The organism is Cronobacter sp. HA18003 (assembly GCF_011605905.1).
GTDB lineage: Bacteria > Pseudomonadota > Gammaproteobacteria > Enterobacterales > Enterobacteriaceae > Cronobacter > Cronobacter sakazakii.
This window is the reverse complement of the sequence record NZ_JAANQO010000029.1, coordinates 48,915-68,706: the sequence shown is the minus strand read 5'-3', so window position 1 is coordinate 68,706 and position 19,792 is coordinate 48,915. Positions and strand designations below refer to the sequence as shown.

The following is a 19,792-nucleotide window of genomic DNA, read 5'->3' as shown; positions in this document are numbered from 1 at the left end:
CTTTACGCGATTTTCAGTAGAGGCGCGTCAGTTTTTATCTGGCCTGAGCTATGTTTATCTTACTGAATAATAATTAGTCTGTTCAGGGATGAGGGGCGGAGGAGTGCTTAGAAAGCCCGACTGCCGCAGTTATACTTCCTCCGGACTTAACGTTTGCAGAGAGCGCACACTGTGAATTTAGTTACCGTTGGTACTGAGCTACTCAGTATTTTTTTATTCACATTTGTTTTTCTTTTTTTCGCACGAAAGATCGGCAAAAGAGTGGGTCTGGTTGATAAACCCAACTTCCGTAAGCGCCATCAGGGGCTTATCCCGCTCGTGGGCGGCATCTCCGTCTACGCAGGCATCTGCTTTACCTTTTTCATCGCGGACTACTACATCCCTCATGCAGCGTTATATCTCGCGAGCGCCGGGGTGCTGGTGTTTGTCGGCGCGCTGGATGACCGTTATGACATTAGCGTAAAAATTCGCGCCGTGATCCAGGCCGTTATCGGTGTGGTCATGATGACAGTGGGCGGGCTCTATCTGCGAAGCCTCGGGTACATTTTCGGCTCGTGGGAGATGGTGCTGGGGCCGTTTGGGTATTTCCTCACGCTGTTCGCCGTCTGGGCGGCGATTAACGCCTTCAACATGGTCGACGGTATCGACGGCCTGCTGGGCGGCCTGTCATGCGTCTCTTTCGCGGCCATCGGGATGATCCTGTGGTTTGACGGGCAGACCAGCCTGTCGATGTGGTGCTTTGCCATGATAGCCGCCATTCTCCCTTACATCCTGCTAAACCTCGGCGCGTTTGGGCGGCGTTATAAAGTTTTTATGGGCGATGCGGGCAGTACGCTTATCGGGTTTACGGTTATCTGGATCCTGCTGGAAACCACCCAGGGGAAAACGCATCCGATTAGCCCGGTGACTGCGCTCTGGATCATCGCGATTCCGCTGATGGACATGATAGCCATCATGTACCGTCGTCTGCGTAAAGGCATGAGCCCGTTCTCACCGGACCGCCAGCACATTCATCATCTGATCATGCGCGCCGGTTTTACTTCTCGCCAGGCGTTTGTCCTTATTACGCTCGCCGCCGCGCTGCTGGCCGGTATTGGCGTGGCGTCAGAATACGCGGCCCATATTATCCCTGAGTGGGTAATGTTGGCATTATTCTTGCTAGCATTTTTCTTCTACGGCTACTGTATCAAACGGGCATGGAAAGTGGCGCGCTTCATCAAACGCGTTAAGCGTCGTATCAAGCGCGGAAGCAACAAGCCCACCGCTAATTAAAGAAAAACGGGGACGTGATGAATCAAAAAGTGCCGGGCACTCCGCCAGGAGTGGCAGATAATGAACTGGATATTCGTGGTCTGTTCCGAACGCTGTGGGCAGGGAAATTCTGGATAGTCGGCATGGCCGTGCTGTTTGCGCTGTTCGCGCTCACTTACACGTTCTTCGCGCGCCAGGAGTGGAGCGCGATGGCCATCACCGACAGACCCACCGTCAATATGCTGGGCGGCTACTATTCGCAGCAGCAGTTCCTGCGTAATCTGGATGCGAAAGCCAACCTGACGCCGGTGGACCAGCCTTCGGTGATGGACGACGCCTATAAAGAATTCATCATGCAACTCTCCGCCTGGGATACCCGCCGCGATTTCTGGTCGCAGACGGACTATTACAAGCAGCGCCGGGTCGGCAACAGCAAAGCCGACGCCGCGCTGCTGGATGAGTTTATCGACAACATCCAGTTCACCGCAGGCGACGTCACCCGTAATCAAAACGATAACATTCGACTGATTGCCGAAACCGCGCCGGATGCCAACAACCTGTTGCGTCAGTACATCGCGTTCGCCAGCCAGCGTGCCGCCAGCCATCTTAATGATGAGCTGAAAGGTGCCTGGGCGGCGCGTACGGTGCAGATGAAAGCGCAGGTGAAACGTCAGGAGGCCGTCGCGAAATCGATTTTCGATCGCCGCGTGCATAACGTTCAGCAGGCGTTACAGGTGGCGGAACAACACAATATTTCTCGCAGCGAAACGGATGTTCCCGCAGATGAGCTGCCGGATTCTGAACTGTTTATGCTAGGTCGCCCGCTGTTGCAGGCGCGTCTGGAAAACCTCCAGGCGGTAGGACCGACCTATGACATCGACTACGACCAGAACCGGGCAATGCTGGCGACGCTGAACGTCGGGCCGACGCTGGATCCGCGCTTTCAGACCTATCGCTATCTGCGCACACCGGAAGAGCCGGTTAAACGCGACAGCCCGCGTCGCGCGTTTCTGATGATCATGTGGGGAGCTGTTGGGGCGTTGACTGGCGCTGGCGTGGCTCTGGTCCGCCGCCGTCGCACCGCATAAGCACGCGTCCTGGATGAAGGCGCGCGTCGCCTTCATCGCCAACTGAAGAGAATCGTTGTGAGAGTACTAACCGTTTTTGGCACGCGACCAGAAGCCATCAAAATGGCACCGCTGGTTCATGCGCTGGCACAGGATCCCGCGTTCGACACCCGGGTTTGCGTCACCGCTCAGCACAGACAGATGCTGGATCAGGTGCTGCATCTTTTTTCCATTGTGCCGGATTACGATCTGAACATCATGAAGCCCGGACAGGGGCTTACCGAGATCACCTGTCGCATTCTGGAAGGGCTGAAACCGATTCTGACCGAATTCCGCCCGGATGTCGTTCTGGTGCATGGCGATACGACAACCACCATCGCGACCAGCCTGGCCGCGTTTTATCAGCGTATTCCCGTCGGTCACGTTGAAGCGGGGCTGCGTACGGGCGATCTCTATTCGCCGTGGCCGGAAGAGGCCAACCGCACGCTCACCGGTCATCTGGCGATGTACCACTTCGCCCCGACCGAACTGTCGCGCCAGAATCTGCTGCGCGAGAACATTCCGGACGCGCGGATTTTTGTCACCGGCAATACCGTTATCGATGCGCTAATCGCCGTGCGTGACCGCGTGATGGCGGATGAACCGCTGCGCCTGCGCCTCGAAACGCAGTACCCGTTCCTCGATGGCGACAAGAAAATGATCCTGGTAACGGGCCATCGCCGCGAAAGTTTCGGCGAAGGATTCGAGCAGATTTGCCGCGCGCTGGCGGATATCGCCGCGCAAAACCGCGATGTCCAGATTGTCTATCCCGTACATCTCAACCCCAACGTCACCGAGCCGGTCAACCGTATCCTGGGCCACATCGACAACATAGTGCTGATTGAGCCGCAGGAATACCTGCCGTTTGTCTGGCTGATGAACCACGCCTGGCTGATCCTGACCGACTCCGGCGGCATTCAGGAAGAGGCGCCGTCGCTTGGCAAACCAGTACTGGTAATGCGTGAAACCACCGAGCGCCCGGAAGCGGTCGAGGCGGGTACGGTGCGTCTTGTGGGCACGGACACGCAGCGTATCGTCGCCGAAGTGACGCGCCTGCTGCACGACGAGGCAGCGTACCAGGCCATGAGCCACGCCCATAACCCTTATGGCGACGGGCAGGCATGCGAACGGATATTACATGCACTTAAAAATAATCGGGTATCACTATGAGTTTTAATACCATTTCGGTGATTGGTCTGGGTTATATCGGTTTACCCACTGCGGCGGCATTCGCGTCGCGTGAAAAACAGGTCATCGGCATCGACATTAATCAGCATGCGGTCGATACCATTAACCGGGGTGAAATTCATATTGTCGAGCCAGAGCTCGATAAGGTTGTCAAAACCGCCGTGGAAGGCGGTTTCCTGCGCGCCAGCACAACGCCCGTTGAAGCGGACGCGTATCTCATCGCCGTGCCCACGCCGTTCAAAGGCGATCACGAGCCGGATATGGCCTACGTGCAGGCGGCGGCGGAATCTGTCGCGCCGGTGCTGCGTAAAGGCGCGCTGGTGATTCTGGAATCCACGTCGCCCGTCGGCGCGACCGAACAGATGGCGCAATGGCTTGCGGCGCTGCGTCCGGATCTCAGCTTCCCGCAGCAGGCGGGCGAGGCGGCGGATATCAATATCGCCTACTGCCCGGAGCGCGTGCTGCCGGGCCAGGTAATGGTTGAACTGATTAAAAACGACCGCGTGATTGGCGGGATGACGCCGGTCTGCTCGGCGCGCGCCAGCGAACTCTACAAAATCTTCCTGGAAGGTGAGTGTGTAGTCACTAACTCCCGCACCGCCGAGATGTGCAAGCTCACCGAGAACAGCTTCCGCGATGTGAATATTGCGTTCGCCAACGAGCTGTCGCTGATTTGTGCCGATCAGGGCATTAACGTCTGGGAGCTGATTCGCCTCGCGAACCGCCATCCGCGCGTAAATATCCTGCAACCAGGGCCGGGCGTGGGCGGCCACTGCATCGCCGTCGACCCGTGGTTTATCGTGGCGCAGAACCCACAGCAGGCGCGTCTCATCCGTACCGCGCGTGAAGTGAACGACCACAAACCGCACTGGGTGATTCAGCAGGTAAAAAGCACGCTGGCGGACTGCCTCGCTGCGACCAACCGCCGCGCCAGCGAAGTGAAAATCGCCTGCTTTGGCCTGGCGTTTAAACCGAATATCGATGATTTACGCGAAAGCCCGGCGATGGAAATCGCTGAGCTTATCGCCGACTGGCACAGCGGTGAAACGCTGGTCGTCGAGCCCAACATCCATACATTACCGACACGCCTTGAAGGCAAGTGCAAACTGAGCGCGCTTGATGACGCGCTGGCGCAGGCCGACGTGCTGGTGATGCTGGTTGACCATCAGCAGTTCAAAGCGATTGACGGCTCGACGCTTAATCACACCTGGGTCGTCGACACCAAAGGCGTCTGGCGGTGAACCCTTTGCTGGAGCTGCCCGATGCATGTCCACGCCACCCTTGATCCTCTTGAGTGGGAAAGCCACTTTTTCGGCATCGACAGCGCGATTGTCCGTTTCTCTGATACCGCGCCACAGCTAGACGTGGCGCAATTAGACGCCTGGTCGCGCGTGCAGGCGAAAGTGCCCGCAGCCCGCTGCGATCTGCTGGACGGCCTGGCGCAGCTCGGCTTTCAGCTGGTGGAGGGCGAAGTGGATTTCGCGCTGACACTCACGCCTGATGCGCCCGCGCGCGACGCGCAGATAATCACCGCCACGTCCGATGATATTCCGCTGCTGCGCGACGCGGCGGCGGAGGCGTTTGCCATGAGCCGGTTTCGCGCGCCCTGGTATGCGCCTGATGCCAGCGGACGGTTTTACGCGCAGTGGGTCGAAAACGCGGTTAAAGGCGCGTTCGATCACGAATGTCTTATCCTGCGCACGCCGCAGGGAGCGCTGCGTGGTTTCGTGACGCTGCGCGCGCTTAACGAACAAGAAGCCCGTATCGGCCTGCTGGCCGGTCGCGGCGCCGGAGAAGCCCTGATGCAGGCGGCGCGCCACTGGTGCGTCACGCGCGGGCTTTATACCTTGCGGGTTGCGACGCAGGCGGGCAACCGCGCCGCGCTGCGCCGCTATATTGCCAGCGGCGGCAACATCGAAAACACCGCTTATTGGTTATACAGGTAACTATCATGATCCCATTTAACGCACCGCCCGTGGTTGGCACGGAAATCGACTATATGCAGTCTGCGATGAGCAGCGGCAAGCTGTGCGGCGACGGCGGTTTTACCCGCCGCTGCCAGCAGTGGATGGAACAGCGTTTCGGCAGCCCGAAAGTGTTGCTGACGCCGTCCTGCACCGCGTCGCTGGAGATGGCGGCGCTGTTGCTGAACATCCAGCCGGGCGATGAAGTGATCATGCCGAGCTTTACGTTCGTCTCCACCGCTAACGCCTTTGTGCTGCGCGGCGCAAAAATCGTCTTTGTGGATGTACGCCCGGACACCATGAATATCGATGAAACGCGGATTGAAGCGGCCATCACCGATAAAACCCGCGCCATCGTGCCGGTGCATTACGCGGGCGTGGCCTGCGAGATGGACACCATTATGGCGATTGCCGAAAAGCACCAACTCTATGTGGTGGAAGACGCCGCGCAGGGCGTGATGTCGACCTATAAAGGCCGTGCGCTAGGCACTATCGGCCACATCGGCTGCTTTAGCTTCCATGAAACCAAAAACTATACCGCCGGTGGCGAAGGCGGCGCGACGCTGATTAACGATCCGGCGCTGATAGAGCGCGCGGAGATCATTCGCGAAAAAGGCACCAACCGCAGCCAGTTCTTCCGCGGTCAGGTGGACAAATATACCTGGCGCGATATCGGCTCCAGCTACCTGATGTCCGATTTGCAGGCCGCCTATCTCTGGGCGCAGCTGGAAGCGGCAGACCGCATTAACCAGCAGCGCCTGACGCTGTGGCAAACCTATTACGACGCGCTCGCCCCGCTGGCGCGCGCCGGACGCATCACGCTGCCGTCGATCCCCGAGACCTGCCGCCATAACGCGCATATGTTTTACATTAAGCTTCGCGATATCGACGACCGCAGCAAGCTCATCGCGTACCTCAAAGAGGCCGAGATCCTGGCGGTGTTCCACTACATTCCGCTGCACGGCTGTCCGGCGGGCGAAAAATTCGGCGAGTTCCACGGCGAAGACCGTTTCACTACCGCCGAGAGCGAACGCCTGCTGCGCCTGCCGCTGTTCTTTAACCTCGCGCCGGTTAACCAGCGCACGGTGATCAATACGCTGCTGAGCTATTTCGGCTGATATGTCGCTCGCTAAAGCTTCCGTGTGGACCGCCGGGTCCACGCTTATCAAAATCGGCGCGGGGCTTGTGGTCGTCAAACTGCTGGCGGTCGCGTTTGGCCCTGCAGGTGTCGGGCAGGCGGGGAATTTCCGCCAGCTGATTACGGTGCTCGGCGTGTTAGCCGGGGCGGGCATTTTCAACGGCGTGACGAAACTGGTCGCGCAGCATCAGCATGACGCCGCCGGGCTACAGCGCGTCACGGGCACGGCATCGGCGATGGTGCTGGGCTTCTCGACGTTACTGGCGGTGATTTTTCTGCTGGCAGCCGGGCCGATTAGCGTTGGCCTGTTTGGCCATGCTCGCTATGAAAACGTGGTGCGCATGGTGGCCTTTATCCAGATGGGGATCGCCTGGGCTAACCTCACGCTCGCCATTATCAAAGGCTTTCGCGACGCGGCGGGCAACGCGCTGGCGCTGATTATCGGCAGTCTTATCGGCGTGGTGGCGTATTACGCCTGTTTTCGTCTCGGCGGGTATGAAGGCGCGCTGCTGGGCCTGGCGCTGGTGCCTGCGCTGGTCGCCATCCCGGCGGTCTGGATGCTGATGCGGCGCGAGCATGTGCCGCTGCTCTATCTGAAACCGTCCTGGGACGGCCCGCTGGCGCGCCATCTCGGTAAATTCACGCTGATGGCCCTGATGACCGCGGTAACGCTGCCGGTCGCGTATGTGATGATGCGAAACCTGCTTGCCGCCCGTTACGGGTGGGATGCCGTCGGCATCTGGCAGGGCGTGAGCAGTATCTCCGATGCCTATTTACAGTTTATTACCGCGTCATTCAGCGTCTGGCTGCTGCCTACGCTCTCCCGCCTTGAGGCGAAGCGCGACATCACCCGCGAAATCGGACGCGCGCTGAAGTTTGTGCTGCCTGCGGTGGCGACGGCGAGCTTCGCGGTCTGGCTGCTGCGTGATTTCGCCATCTGGCTGCTGTTCTCGCCGCAGTTTACCGCGATGCGTGACCTTTTCGCCTGGCAACTGGTGGGCGATGTACTGAAAGTGGGCGCTTACGTCTTTGGCTATCTGATTATCGCGAAAGCCTCGCTGCGCTTTTATATTTTGACGGAAGTCAGCCAGTTTGCTTTATTAACCGGCTTTTCATACTGGCTGATCCCGGCGCACGGCGCGGCGGGCGCGGCCCAGGCCTATATGGCGACCTATATTGTCTATTTCGCCCTCTGTTGTGGCGTATTTTTACTCTGGCGCAGACAGACATGACAGCATTGATTCACGTTCTGGGGTCCGATATTCCCCATCATAACCAGACGGTACTGCGTTTCTTTAACGATGAACTGGCCGAAACCAATGAACAGGCGCGACGCTTTATGGTGGTGAGCGCCGATGAACAACTCGGTCAGCAGTACCCGGCGCTTTCGCTGAGCATTTATCCCGATAAAAAATCGCTTGCCCGCGCTGTGGTGGCGCTGGCGCGTGAAAACCGCCAGCAGCGCTTTTTTCTGCATGGCCAGTTTAATGCGCCGCTGTGGCTGGCGCTGCTTGGCGGCGGGCTGAAGCCCGCGCAGGTGAGCTGGCATATCTGGGGCGCGGATCTCTACGAAGCTTCGCGCAGCCTGAAGTTTCAGCTCTTTTACCGGCTGCGCCGTCTGGCGCAGGGGCGCGTCGGGCATGTGTTCGCGACGCGTGGCGATCTCAGTCACTTCGCGAAGCGTCATCCCGGCGTGCCGGGTGAGCTGCTCTATTTCCCGACGCGTATGGATGAAGGGTTAAACCAGCTGCCGCCGCCTGAGCGTGACGGCAAGTTAACGATTCTGGTGGGTAACTCCGGCGATCGAAGCAATGACCATATCGCGGCATTGCAGGCGGTGCATCAGCAGTTTGGCGATAACGTCAGTGTGATTGTGCCGATGGGATATCCTTCGAATAACGACGCGTGGATAGACGAAGTGACGCGAGCCGGGCAAGCGCTGTTCAGCCCGGAAAACCTTAACATCCTGCGTGAAAAGCTCGATTTCGACGCGTATCTGACGCTGCTGCGCCAGTGCGATCTCGGGTATTTCATTTTTGCGCGCCAGCAGGGGATTGGCACACTGTGCCTCCTGATTCAGGCAGGCGTGCCGTGCGTGCTGAGCCGCGAAAACCCCTTCTGGCAGGATATGGTGGAACAAAATCTGCCGGTGTTGTTTACCGGCGATAAGCTTAACGAGGTGACGGTGCGCGAGGCGCAGCGTCAGTTGCAGATGGTCGATAAATCGCAAATCGCGTTCTTTAAGCCTAACTACCTGGCCGGCTGGCACCGCGCGCTGCGTATCGCTTCAGGAGAAGTGGCATGAGCTTACTGCAATTCAGCGGCCTGTTTATCGTCTGGCTGCTGGCGACGCTGTTTATCGGCACGCTGACCTGGTTTGAGTTCCGCCGGGTGCGGTTTAACTTTAACGTCTTTTTCTCGCTGCTGTTCCTGCTGACGTTTTTCTTCGGCTTTCCGCTGACCAGCATTCTGGTGTTTCGCTTTAACGTGGCGGTGGTGCCTGCGGAAGTGTTGTTGCAGGCGCTGCTTTCGGCGGGCTGTTTCTATGCGGTCTATTACGTCACCTACAAAACGCGGTTGCGGACGGCGCGGGCGCAGGCAGCGTCCTCCGGCGGCGGGCTGTTTACCATGAACCGCGTTGAAACCCATCTGGCGTGGATGGTGATGATGGCGGTCGCGCTGGTGAGCGTCGGCATTTTCTTTATGCATAACGGCTTTCTGCTGTTCCGGCTGCATTCGTACAGCCAGATTTTCTCCAGCGAAGTCTCCGGCGTGGCGCTAAAGCGCTTTTTCTACTTCTTTATACCGGCGATGCTGGTGGTCTATTTTCTTCGTCAGAGCAGCCGCGCGTGGCTCTTTTTCCTCGTCAGTACCGTCGGGTTTGGCCTGCTGACGTATATGATTGTCGGCGGCACGCGCGCCAATATTATTATTGCGTTCGCAATCTTCCTGTTTATCGGCATTATTCGCGGCTGGATCTCGCCTGGCATGCTGGCTGCGGCAGGCGTAATGGGGATTGTCGGGATGTTCTGGCTGGCGCTGAAGCGCTATGGGCTTAACGTCAGCGGCGACGAAGCGTTTTACACCTTTCTTTACCTCACGCGTGACACCTTCTCGCCGTGGGAAAACCTGGCGCTGCTGTTGCAACACTACGGTGACATTGAGTTTCAGGGGCTGGCACCGATTGCGCGCGATTTCTATGTGTTTATTCCGTCATGGGTCTGGCCTGACAGGCCGCATATCGTGCTCAACACCGCTAACTATTTCACCTGGGAAGTGCTGAATAACCACTCGGGGCTGGCTATCTCCCCGACGCTGCTTGGCTCGCTGGTCGTGATGGGCGGCGTGTGGTTTATCCCGCCTGGCGCGGTGGTGGTCGGGTTGATTATTAAATGGTTCGACTGGCTGTATGAGCGCGGCAACCATGAACCGAACCGCTATAAGGCCGCGATTCTGCACAGCTTCTGCTTCGGCGCTATCTTCAACATGATTGTGCTGGCCCGTGAAGGGCTGGATGCCTTTGTGTCGCGCGTGATCTTTTTTATGGTGGTCTTCGGTGCCTGTCTGGTCGTCGCGAAACTGATTTACTGGCTGCTGGATAGTGCAGGGCTTATCCAGCCGCGCCGTCGTCGTGCCGCGCCGCTGTCGCCAACGGAAACGCTTTAAGGTTAAGGGAATATGATGTCTGAACAGGTCACCGCCCCGGTCTATACGCTTCGCGGCCTGCCGCTGCTGGGGTGGCGCGATATGCAACACGCGCTCGATTATCTCTATGCCGATGGCTCGCTGCGCCACGGCACGCTGGTGGCGATTAACGCCGAGAAGATGCTGGCGCTGGAGGCGGATGCCGAAGTCCGCAGTCTGATTGAAGCGGCGGAGTTTAAATATGCCGACGGCATTAGCGTCGTGCGTTCGGTCCGTAAAAAGTATCCCCAGGCGAAAGTGTCGCGTGTGGCGGGTGCCGATCTCTGGGAGGCGCTGATGGCGCGCGCCGGACGCGAAGGCACGCCGGTGTTTCTGGTGGGCGGCAAGCCGCAGGTGCTGGCGCAAACTATCGAAAAGCTCAAGCGGCAGTGGAATGTGAATATTGTCGACGCGCAGGATGGCTATTTTAAGCCAGAGGAGCGAGCGGCGCTGTTTGCGCGCATCCGCGACAGCGGCGCACAGATTGTCACGGTGGCGATGGGCTCGCCGCGCCAGGAGATTTTTATGCGCGACTGCCGTCTCGTTCACCCTGACGCCCTGTATATGGGCGTCGGCGGCACCTACGATGTGTTCACGGGCCATGTGAAACGCGCGCCGAAAGCGTGGCAAAACCTGGGGCTGGAATGGCTCTACCGTTTGCTCTCCCAGCCGAGCCGTCTCAAACGCCAGCTGCGCCTGCTGCGCTATCTGGGCTGGCACTATACCGGCAGGCTCTAATCCTGAGGCGGCGTCTGCCGATGCCGCCGTTTCTCTTCTGATGATTTATTGCGCAGTAAGCGCATTTTTACCACGCATTATTTGCCATTTCTCTCAAATTGCGGAACCATTCGCCCGCCCCTTGCCGGGACGCGGCAGGGTTACGCTGCCCGCAGGCGCGTCGTTATTCACCATCACAATAACCAGGTTCACCTGGACGCACGTGAAACACAACACAGAGGATCTATGGCAGAGAATAAACCGGAACTACAGCGAGGGCTGGAGGCCCGACATATCGAGCTGATTGCGCTCGGCGGCACTATCGGGGTGGGGCTGTTTATGGGCGCCGCCAGCACGCTGAAATGGGCGGGGCCGTCGGTGCTGCTGGCCTACATCATCGCCGGGCTGTTCGTCTTTTTCATTATGCGCTCTATGGGCGAAATGCTGTTCCTTGAGCCGGTAACCGGTTCGTTCGCCGTTTACGCGCACCGCTATATGAGCCCGTTTTTCGGCTATCTCACCGCGTGGTCCTACTGGTTTATGTGGATGGCGGTGGGTATTTCGGAAATCACCGCCATCGGGGTTTACGTCCAGTTCTGGTTCCCGGAGATGGCGCAGTGGATACCCGCGCTGATTGCCGTGGGGCTGGTCGCGCTGGCGAACCTTGCTGCGGTGCGGTTGTATGGCGAAATCGAGTTCTGGTTCGCGATGATTAAAGTCACCACCATTATCGTCATGATAGTGGTTGGGCTTGGCGTGATTTTCTTTGGCTTCGGCAACGGCGGCCATGCCATTGGCTTCGGCAATCTCACCTCGCACGGTGGTTTCTTTGCCGGCGGCTGGAAGGGCTTTCTGACAGCACTCTGTATCGTCGTGGCGTCATACCAGGGCGTTGAGCTGATTGGCATTACCGCGGGCGAAGCGAAAAACCCGCAGGTGACGCTGCGCAGCGCGGTCGGCAAAGTGCTGTGGCGCATCCTGATTTTCTATGTAGGCGCGATTTTCGTTATCGTGACTATCTTCCCGTGGGATGAGATTGGCAGCAACGGCAGCCCGTTCGTCCTGACCTTCGCGAAAATCGGCATCACCGCCGCGGCAGGCATTATCAACTTCGTGGTGCTGACCGCCGCGCTCTCCGGCTGCAACAGCGGCATGTACAGCTGCGGGCGTATGCTCTATGCGCTGGCGAAAAACCGCCAGTTACCGGCGGCGATGGGCAAAGTCTCCCGCAACGGCGTACCGGTGGCGGGGGTCGCGCTCTCCATTGTTATCCTGCTGGTGGGCTCGTGCCTGAACTACATTATCCCGAATCCGCAGCGCGTGTTTGTTTATGTCTACAGCGCCAGTGTGCTGCCGGGTATGGTGCCGTGGTTTGTTATCCTGATTAGCCAGCTGCGCTTTCGCCAGACGCACCAGGCGGCGATTGCCTCGCATCCGTTCCGCTCCGTGCTGTTCCCGTGGGCGAATTACCTGACGATGGCGTTCCTGATCTGTGTGCTGGTGGGCATGGGATTCAACGACGATACGCGGATGTCGCTGATTGTCGGCGCGATTTTCCTGGTACTGGTGAGCGTTATTTATAAGCTTTTCGGGTTCGATCGCTACGGTTCGACCCCCAAAGTGGACGGATAACCGCCAGAATGCGCAAAGCATAACCAAACGCGCATTTTCTTCAAAAAAGCACTAGACAGCAGGGCGCGAAGTCCGTAGTATCCCCACCCGCAACGGCGCTACGCGCCCGTAGCTCAGCTGGATAGAGCGCTGCCCTCCGGAGGCAGAGGTCTCAGGTTCGAATCCTGTCGGGCGCGCCATTTAACCGGCGCTTGAGCTGCGGTGGTTTTAATACCGCGTGAAAGAATACAGTGGTGGCTATAGCTCAGTTGGTAGAGCCCTGGATTGTGATTCCAGTTGTCGTGGGTTCGAGTCCCATTAGCCACCCCATTATTTAAGAGTTTGTGGCGATGCGAAGGTGGCGGAATTGGTAGACGCGCTAGCTTCAGGTGTTAGTGTCCTTCGGACGTGGGGGTTCAAGTCCCCCCCCTCGCACCACTACTTGATTGAACAAAAAAGTCAAAAAGCAGTATACGGCGAGTAGCGCAGCTTGGTAGCGCAACTGGTTTGGGACCAGTGGGTCGGAGGTTCGAATCCTCTCTCGCCGACCACTTTTGAACCTCGCTTCGGCGAGGTTTTTTGTTTTCCGCCTCCTGCCGCTTTACTTCTGTACTTTATTTTTCCAGAAACTTTTCTCGTTTCTTAAACACTTCTCGTGTTGTTATCTGCCTGCCGTACTGTAATCGCGCTCACAAAATTCGGTTAGCGTTATTAATCAGTTTCTGTGCTAATGATTAAATCTGCCGCTGCGCTTTATTGGCCACTTTTTATTTTGAAATGAGGGTTTTTTATGATTACTGATTTATTTTTGGTGATGCATTGTTAATTTTAGCCGCCTTTAAGATTGGTGGTTGCCAATTAATATTAGCCAGATTGCTTTTATATAATTTTCGGTGATGAGCGAAAAAATATAATGCATTGATTTTAAAAGAACCCTGCGCAAATCCTCATGAATTAATTGACTGCTAATTTTTAATTAGACCATTTGAAATTTTCCCAACACCCATTACACCTATTACATATCTGAAATTAAGCCGTCGGGACTGAATGCCTGGAATTTTCCTCGCGTTGCCGTCTTCCCTGCTCTGTGCGCCTTTTCTGAGCACAGCCCGTTTTTCTCTTCCCGTTGTTTGCGGAACGTTCTGTTTTGACATACGTGACAAAAATAAGTGAGGGGTTATGGCAACAATTCTCGATGGCAGTGCAACCGCGCAGGCATTAACCATTCAAACGCTGGCGCGTCATGGCGGCGAATTAATTACCACCGTACAGGCGCAGGGCACCCGGACATTAATACTGTCGGAGCCTTCCGTGGTGCGTATTCAGGCAACGCCAGATGCGGCGCTGCATTACGAACGGCAGGGCGATGACCTAATTCTGCATATGCAAAACGGCAGTACCGTCGTCTGTAAAAACTATTTTGCCGAGCAGGACGGCTATCACAGCGAATTATTATTTGATGACGGGAAACATCCGCCGGTTCATGCCGTCTTTCCCTCGAATGAAACGATGGCCGCCAGCGCGCCTGGATTGACGCCGGAATATCAGACGGTAGACAGCATTGAGCCGCTGCTTATCGGCGACAGTCATACGATGGCTATTCTGGGGCCAATTCTCGGCGCGGTGGCGCTCGGCGGCGTGATTGCCGCGGCAGGTTCCGGCGGTGGCGGTGGCGATAACGACCGGGGCGGCGACAATGGCGGGAACAGCGGCAGCAATGGCACCATCAAACTCAATACGCTTTCCGGCGACGGCATGCTGAATGCCCAGGAAGCGCAAAACGCGCTGGTGGTCAGCGGCCAGACCGTGAACGTGGCCCCTGGCACGACGGTCACGGTGACGATTAACGGCAAAACCTACACCACTACCGTTGCGGCGGATAATACCTGGTCGCTGACGGTTCCGGCAGCCGACGTGCAGGCATTCCCGGACGGTCCGCTGCCGGTGCGCGTGACCACGACCGATACCGCCGGCCATACCATCAGCGCCGAATCGTCATTGGATGTCGCGGCGCAATTCCTGCCCGACCCGCAAATCGCCCCGGTATTTGGCGACGATATGCTGGTGCTGACCGAAAGCCAGGGCAACCAGACCATCAGCGGCACGACCGGCATAACCGGCGCGGGACAAAGCGCGGTAGTCGTGATAAACGGCGTCTCGTACCCGGTCGAGGTCGACGGCCAGGGCAACTGGAGCCTGACGCTGACGCCTGCACAGCTCAGTACGCTGCCGCAGGGTGAACTGCCGATAAGCGTTATCGTCACCGACGCGGCGGGCAATACCGGCAGTAATACGATTATCGCCACGGTCGATACCATTCCGCCGCCGGTTACCGTGTTACCGCTCACGGGCGACAATCTGGTGAACGCCATTGAAAGCAAACTGCCCATTGCGATAAACGGTACCTCTGAGCCCGGCGCGCAAATCACCGTGAGCTATAACAATCAGCAATACACCACCACGACGGGTGCCGACGGCAAATGGAGCGTGCAAATCCCTGCCAATGCGCTCGATGGCATGGCAAACGGCAACTATCCGCTCACCGTCACCGCCAAAGACGCTGCCGGCAATACAGGCACCACCAGCGAAACCGTAACCATGGCGCTGACGCCGCCCGCGCCGACACTCAACACGCCGTTTGGCGACGATCTGCTGAACAATAACGACACCAAAGTCACGCAGTTGCTCACCGGGAAAACCGGCGCGTTCGGCGGCTCTCAGGGGGTGATCGTCAACATCGGTGGGCTGGATGTGCTCAGCCACGCCACGCCGGTGCGGGGCAGCGATGGCAAGTGGTCGCTGAATGTCGATCCCGTGGCGGGCGGTAATAACTATCTGGCGACCGTCGATGAGAACGGCAACTGGCAGCTGGCGTTGCCGCCCGATGTGCTCCAGCAGTTTGCGGATGGCGAAATAACGATAACCGTGGTTGCGGTCGATGGCGCAGGGAACTTCGGTGCTGCGCCGCAGCAATCATTCGATGTGGATACCACGCCGCCGACGCTTGCCGTTACGCCGGTCACCGGCGATGACATCATCACGGCGCTGGAGAGCGGCGCGGATGTGGTAGTGAGCGGCACCAGTAGCGGGCTGGAGAGCGGACAGAGCGTCAGTGTGCTCATCAACGGTGTGACCTATGTGACGGCGGCCGGGGCCGACGGTAGCTGGAGCGTGACGATACCGGCGGCGAATGTGCAGGCGCTGCCTCAGGGCGATGTGCCCATTTCCGTCAGCGCCAGTGACGCGGCGGGTAACCGCGGCGTGGCGGGGAGCACGGTCACGGTTGATACCGAGGTAGCTCTTACCGTCAACCCTGTCGCGGGCGACGATATCATCAACTCACTGGAGATTGCGGGAGATGTGCCGGTGAGCGGTACGGCATCGGTAGAAGACGCCGGGCGGACGGTGACCGTGACGCTTAACGGTCAGGATTACACCACCACCGTTCAGCCGGACGGTAGCTGGACTGTCAATCTGCCTGCGGCAGACCTTCAGGCGCTCGCTGACGGCCAGCAGCCGCTAACGGTGTCGTTAAGCGACGCCGTGGGTAACAGCGTCACCATTAACCATCCGGTGACGATCGACGCCAGTGCCGCCACGCTGCCGGTACTGTCCATCAACCCGCTGTCCGGCGATGGTTACCTGAACGCCTTCGAGCATACCCGACCGCTCCTGCTGAGCGGCACCAGCACAAATGTTGAAGCGGGGCAGACCGTCACGCTGACGCTCAATGGTAAAACGTATACCGCCACCACGCAGAGCGATGGCAGCTGGAGCGTGGAGGTGCCCGCGACGGATGTGCTGTTGCTCACCGATCAACAGTGGACTGTCAACGCCAGCGTCACGGATACCAGCGGTAACCCGGCCTCCGCCAGCGGCGATCTCACGGTCGTCGCCCAGACGAACCCGACGATTTCTGTCGATCCGATTGCGACAGACAACATCATTAACGCGACGGAAAAAGGCATCGACCTGACCATTACCGGCGACAGCACGGCTATTGAAGCCGGCCAACCAGTGACGGTGCTCTTTAATGGCGTGACGTATAACGCGCAGGTGGGGAGCGATGGTAGCTGGAGCGTCACCGTCCCTGCCACGGCGCTGAGCGGCCTGAACGACGGGCCACTCAGTGTGGTGGTGGGCTCGCAGGATATCGCCGGGAATCAGGTATCCGCGGGACAGACGGTGACAGTCGATAGCTCTGTCACGCTGACGATAGACACTATTGCGGTGGATGACATCATCAGCGATGCGGAGTCGCAAAGCGACGTGACGATTTCCGGCACAGCGTCCACCGCGGACGCCGGGCGCACCGTCACGGTGACACTGGGTGGCAATACTTACAACGCGACGGTACAGCCGGACGGGACGTGGAGCGTGGATGTGCCGGCAGCAGATGTTCAGGCACAGAGTGACGGTGAGCTGACCGTCACCGCCTCGCTCACCGACGCCGCAGGCAACGCGGTGTCTGTCGATCATCTCGTGACGCTTGATACCACCGCGCCCGTGGTGACCATCAATCCCATCGCGACCGATGATATTGTCAGCGCGGCGGAGGCGGGAGGCCTGGTAACGCTAAGCGGTACGGCAGAGGCCAACAGTACGGTGGTGATCACCATTGGCACGCTGACCTTTAACGCCACGACCAACGCCAGCGGCGTCTGGACGACGGATGTGTCACTCGCCGCGCTCGCGGATGGTGACTATACCGCAAACGTGGTGGCGACCGACGCGGCGGGCAACAGCGGCACAACAAACCGGCCGTTTGAAATGCTGGTGACGCCGCCTGCGCCAACGGTCGAAGCGCTGCCCTTCGGCAATGCGTTTTTATCGCAGGTGGAGTCGCAAACCGATCAAATCGTGACGGGCACAACAGGCACCGCCCATGCGGCAAACGTGGAAGTCGTGATTAACGGCATCACTTATACCGCCACGTTTGATGCCAGCGGCACCTGGCAGATCACCGTGCCTGCTGCGGATTTACAGGCGATGCCCGCCGATGGCTCGCAAATTCCTATTACCGTGACGGTGACCGACACCGCGGGCAATAGCGGCAACGGGAATAACAGCTTCAGCGCCGATTTCGTACCGCCGTCGCTGACGGTCAATGACGTGACCGGCGACAACCTGATTAACCCGACCGAGGCGGCTGGCGTCATCGCGGTCTCCGGCACGTCCGATCCGGGCAGCGTCGTGACGTTTACCTTAAACGGTGAAACTTACGGCCCGGTGACGACCGCCGGTAACGGCAACTGGAGTATCAATATTCCCGCAGGGCAGCTGGCATCGCTTGTGGATGATGTTTATGACATGGTCGTCACCGCTGAAGATGACGCGGGAAATACCGTCACGGAGACGGTGCCGCTGACGATTGATTTCACCGCGCCGGTTATCACGATTAACGAGCCGCTGGCTGCTGACGGTTACATCAATCAGGCGGAGGCGCAAAGCGGCGTGACGATCACCGGCACCGGCGAAGCCGACCTGCCATTAACGCTGACGCTTAACGGCGTTACCTATAACACCACGGTGCTGGCGAACGGCACCTGGAGCGTGCAGTTGCCTGCCAGCGCGCTGGGCTCTGTGCCGAATGGCGATTACACGCTCAGCGCAACCCAGACGGATGCCGCAGGCAACAGCGGCAGCGACACCGCGCCAGTCAGCGTGCTGAGGACGCTGCCCGCGCCGACCATTACGCTTGCGTATGGTGATGGCTTCCTGAGCCAGGCAGAATCACAAACGGATCAGACGATTACCGGCACCACGGGGCTGAATTCCAGTGCGCTGGTGGAGTCAGCGACGGTCACTATTGGCGGCATCGCCTATACGCCCACCATTAACAGCAACGGTACCTGGAGCGTGACGCTAACGCCGACACAGCTTCAGGCGCTGCCGCAGGGCGCAGTACCGATTCGCGTGGACGTAACCGATGTGGCGGGTAACGCGGGCAGCCGGCAGACCTTCTCTACCGTCGATACCGTTATCCCCACGGTCGATGTGTTACCCGTGACCGGCGATGACATTATCGATCAGACGGAGATCGCAGGCGGAGGGCTTTTGATCAGCGGTGATTCCGAACCCGGCGCGGAGGTGACTGTCCTCTTTGGCAGCGTCACGCTGACAACGACGGTGCTTGGCGATGGTAGCTGGAGCGTGGCGATCTCACCCGATGCCCTGGCCCAGCCCGAAGGGAGCTATACGCTCGATATTACGTCGCGCGATGACGCCGGTAATCAGGTTTCCACACAGCATACAGTGCAGTTGCAGAACGGCGTGGCGCCACCCGCGCTGATGGCACTGTTCGCTGAGCCGCTGCTCATCAGCGACGTGGCGCTGACAGGCACTGACGGTAACGACCACTTTATTCTCAACAGTCTGGATTTCAGCCGGATTGATGGCGGCGCGGGTGTCGATACCTTAACCCTCGGCGACAAGCTGCAGACGCTCAACCTCGCGCAGCTCGGTTTCAAAGTGACGCACATTGATGTGCTCGATCTCGGTACCAGCGGCAACGGCAGCCTGACCCTGAATCTCGATAACGCGCTGAATCTGAAAGACGATCCTCACGAGCCGTTGCGTATTACGGGGGACAACGGCGGTGAAGTGACGCTGCTTAATACGCCGGAAGGCATCTGGTCGGTGAGCGGCGTCGAGACTATCGGCGATCATGTGTTCGACGTTTATCACAACAGCGCGCTGGGGTCGACCAACACGCTGGGCGATTTGCTGATTCAGGAAAATGTCCACGTAAAACTGATGTAAGAGAGAAGTGATGGGTTTTAGCGACACTCCGCGTTATACGTGTCGCCCACAGGAGACATATAAGTTTTTAATATCTATAAGGAAAGATGCCGGGCTGGAAACCGTGTCGCTATTTGATGACACCTGAAGGCTGCGCCTGCCAGGGAAATGCGCCTACGGCCCCGGTCACAGTAGCGATGAAACAAGGGGTTAGCCGTTGCAGACAAACGCTGCATACCTGGCACGATAAATGCTACAATAGAAATGTAGATGCTCATTCCACTTATTATGTTTGCTCCGGCTTCATAAACCCAGGAATGACGCAGAGCCGTTTACGGTGCTTATCGTCCACAGACAGATGTCGCTTCGGCCTCATCAAACACCATGGACAT

At 58.3% G+C, this 19,792-nt stretch carries 12 protein-coding genes and 4 tRNA genes; all 16 read left to right on the top strand.

The genetic code is table 11. The features are described 5' to 3' along the window. Positions 1-171 precede the first annotated feature (171 nt). A complete protein-coding gene (gene wecA / locus G6041_RS21180; protein WP_012126056.1) occupies positions 172-1,272 on the top strand; it encodes a UDP-N-acetylglucosamine--undecaprenyl-phosphate N-acetylglucosaminephosphotransferase in 1,101 nt (366 codons plus the stop codon). A gap of 17 nt (positions 1,273-1,289) precedes the next feature. Next, entirely contained in the window at positions 1,290-2,339 is a 1,050-nt protein-coding gene (gene wzzE / locus G6041_RS21175; RefSeq protein ID WP_012126055.1) for an ECA polysaccharide chain length modulation protein, read from the top strand. Positions 2,340-2,396: 57 nt separating this feature from the next. After that, positions 2,397-3,527 (top strand): non-hydrolyzing UDP-N-acetylglucosamine 2-epimerase, encoded by a 1,131-nt coding sequence (gene wecB, locus G6041_RS21170; protein WP_004386380.1) that lies wholly within the window; start codon positions 2,397-2,399, stop codon positions 3,525-3,527. After that, a complete protein-coding gene (gene wecC / locus G6041_RS21165) occupies positions 3,524-4,786 on the top strand; it encodes a UDP-N-acetyl-D-mannosamine dehydrogenase (protein WP_004386379.1) in 1,263 nt (420 codons plus the stop codon). Before wecB ends, wecC begins: the two co-directional genes overlap by 4 nt. A gap of 21 nt (positions 4,787-4,807) precedes the next feature. Then, positions 4,808-5,491: a dTDP-4-amino-4,6-dideoxy-D-galactose acyltransferase gene (gene rffC, locus G6041_RS21160; RefSeq protein ID WP_012126054.1), complete on the top strand. Its 684-nt coding sequence runs from the start codon at positions 4,808-4,810 to the stop codon at positions 5,489-5,491. A gap of 5 nt (positions 5,492-5,496) precedes the next feature. Beyond that, complete coding sequence (gene rffA / locus G6041_RS21155; RefSeq protein WP_012126053.1) at positions 5,497-6,627, top strand: dTDP-4-amino-4,6-dideoxygalactose transaminase; 1,131 nt, start codon at positions 5,497-5,499, stop codon at positions 6,625-6,627. 1 nt (position 6,628) lies between these two features. Further along, positions 6,629-7,879, top strand: a complete 1,251-nt coding sequence (wzxE, locus tag G6041_RS21150) for a lipid III flippase WzxE (RefSeq protein ID WP_012126052.1) — start codon at positions 6,629-6,631, stop codon at positions 7,877-7,879. Further along, positions 7,876-8,952 (top strand): TDP-N-acetylfucosamine:lipid II N-acetylfucosaminyltransferase, encoded by a 1,077-nt coding sequence (locus G6041_RS21145; protein WP_012126051.1) that lies wholly within the window; start codon positions 7,876-7,878, stop codon positions 8,950-8,952. Before wzxE ends, G6041_RS21145 begins: the two co-directional genes overlap by 4 nt. Further along, the gene (wzyE, locus tag G6041_RS21140; RefSeq protein ID WP_004386371.1) at positions 8,949-10,313 is read left to right on the top strand and encodes an ECA oligosaccharide polymerase; all 1,365 of its coding nucleotides are present in this window, start codon (positions 8,949-8,951) and stop codon (positions 10,311-10,313) included. The genes G6041_RS21145 and wzyE overlap by 4 nt, the downstream gene beginning before the upstream one ends. Before the next feature lie 15 nt (positions 10,314-10,328). Continuing rightward, positions 10,329-11,069: a lipopolysaccharide N-acetylmannosaminouronosyltransferase gene (wecG, locus tag G6041_RS21135; RefSeq protein WP_029039575.1), complete on the top strand. Its 741-nt coding sequence runs from the start codon at positions 10,329-10,331 to the stop codon at positions 11,067-11,069. Positions 11,070-11,294: 225 nt separating this feature from the next. Next, positions 11,295-12,680 carry a bifunctional threonine/serine APC transporter ThrP gene (thrP, locus tag G6041_RS21130; RefSeq protein WP_012126050.1) on the top strand — a complete coding sequence of 462 codons (1,386 nt, stop codon included), beginning with the start codon at positions 11,295-11,297 and terminating at the stop codon, positions 12,678-12,680. A 102-nt stretch (positions 12,681-12,782) separates the two neighbouring features. Continuing rightward, positions 12,783-12,859 (top strand) — tRNA-Arg (locus G6041_RS21125). Positions 12,860-12,913: 54 nt separating this feature from the next. Then, positions 12,914-12,989, top strand: a tRNA-His gene (locus G6041_RS21120). A gap of 22 nt (positions 12,990-13,011) precedes the next feature. Beyond that, positions 13,012-13,097: transfer RNA gene (locus G6041_RS21115), tRNA-Leu, on the top strand. Positions 13,098-13,133: 36 nt separating this feature from the next. Next, positions 13,134-13,210: transfer RNA gene (locus G6041_RS21110), tRNA-Pro, on the top strand. A gap of 628 nt (positions 13,211-13,838) precedes the next feature. Then, positions 13,839-19,421 (top strand): Ig-like domain-containing protein, encoded by a 5,583-nt coding sequence (locus G6041_RS21105; protein ID WP_012126048.1) that lies wholly within the window; start codon positions 13,839-13,841, stop codon positions 19,419-19,421. Positions 19,422-19,792: the final 371 nt, after the last annotated feature.

Coding starts and splice junctions, on each gene's coding strand:
- wzzE (WP_012126055.1), top strand. CDS start 1,290: ATGAATCAAAAAGTGCCGGGCACTCCGCCAGGAGTGGCAGATAATGAA.
- wecC (WP_004386379.1), top strand. CDS start 3,524: ATGAGTTTTAATACCATTTCGGTGATTGGTCTGGGTTATATCGGTTTA.
- rffC (WP_012126054.1), top strand. CDS start 4,808: ATGCATGTCCACGCCACCCTTGATCCTCTTGAGTGGGAAAGCCACTTT.
- rffA (WP_012126053.1), top strand. CDS start 5,497: ATGATCCCATTTAACGCACCGCCCGTGGTTGGCACGGAAATCGACTAT.
- wzxE (WP_012126052.1), top strand. CDS start 6,629: ATGTCGCTCGCTAAAGCTTCCGTGTGGACCGCCGGGTCCACGCTTATC.
- G6041_RS21145 (WP_012126051.1), top strand. CDS start 7,876: ATGACAGCATTGATTCACGTTCTGGGGTCCGATATTCCCCATCATAAC.
- wzyE (WP_004386371.1), top strand. CDS start 8,949: ATGAGCTTACTGCAATTCAGCGGCCTGTTTATCGTCTGGCTGCTGGCG.
- wecG (WP_029039575.1), top strand. CDS start 10,329: ATGTCTGAACAGGTCACCGCCCCGGTCTATACGCTTCGCGGCCTGCCG.
- thrP (WP_012126050.1), top strand. CDS start 11,295: ATGGCAGAGAATAAACCGGAACTACAGCGAGGGCTGGAGGCCCGACAT.
- G6041_RS21105 (WP_012126048.1), top strand. CDS start 13,839: ATGGCAACAATTCTCGATGGCAGTGCAACCGCGCAGGCATTAACCATT.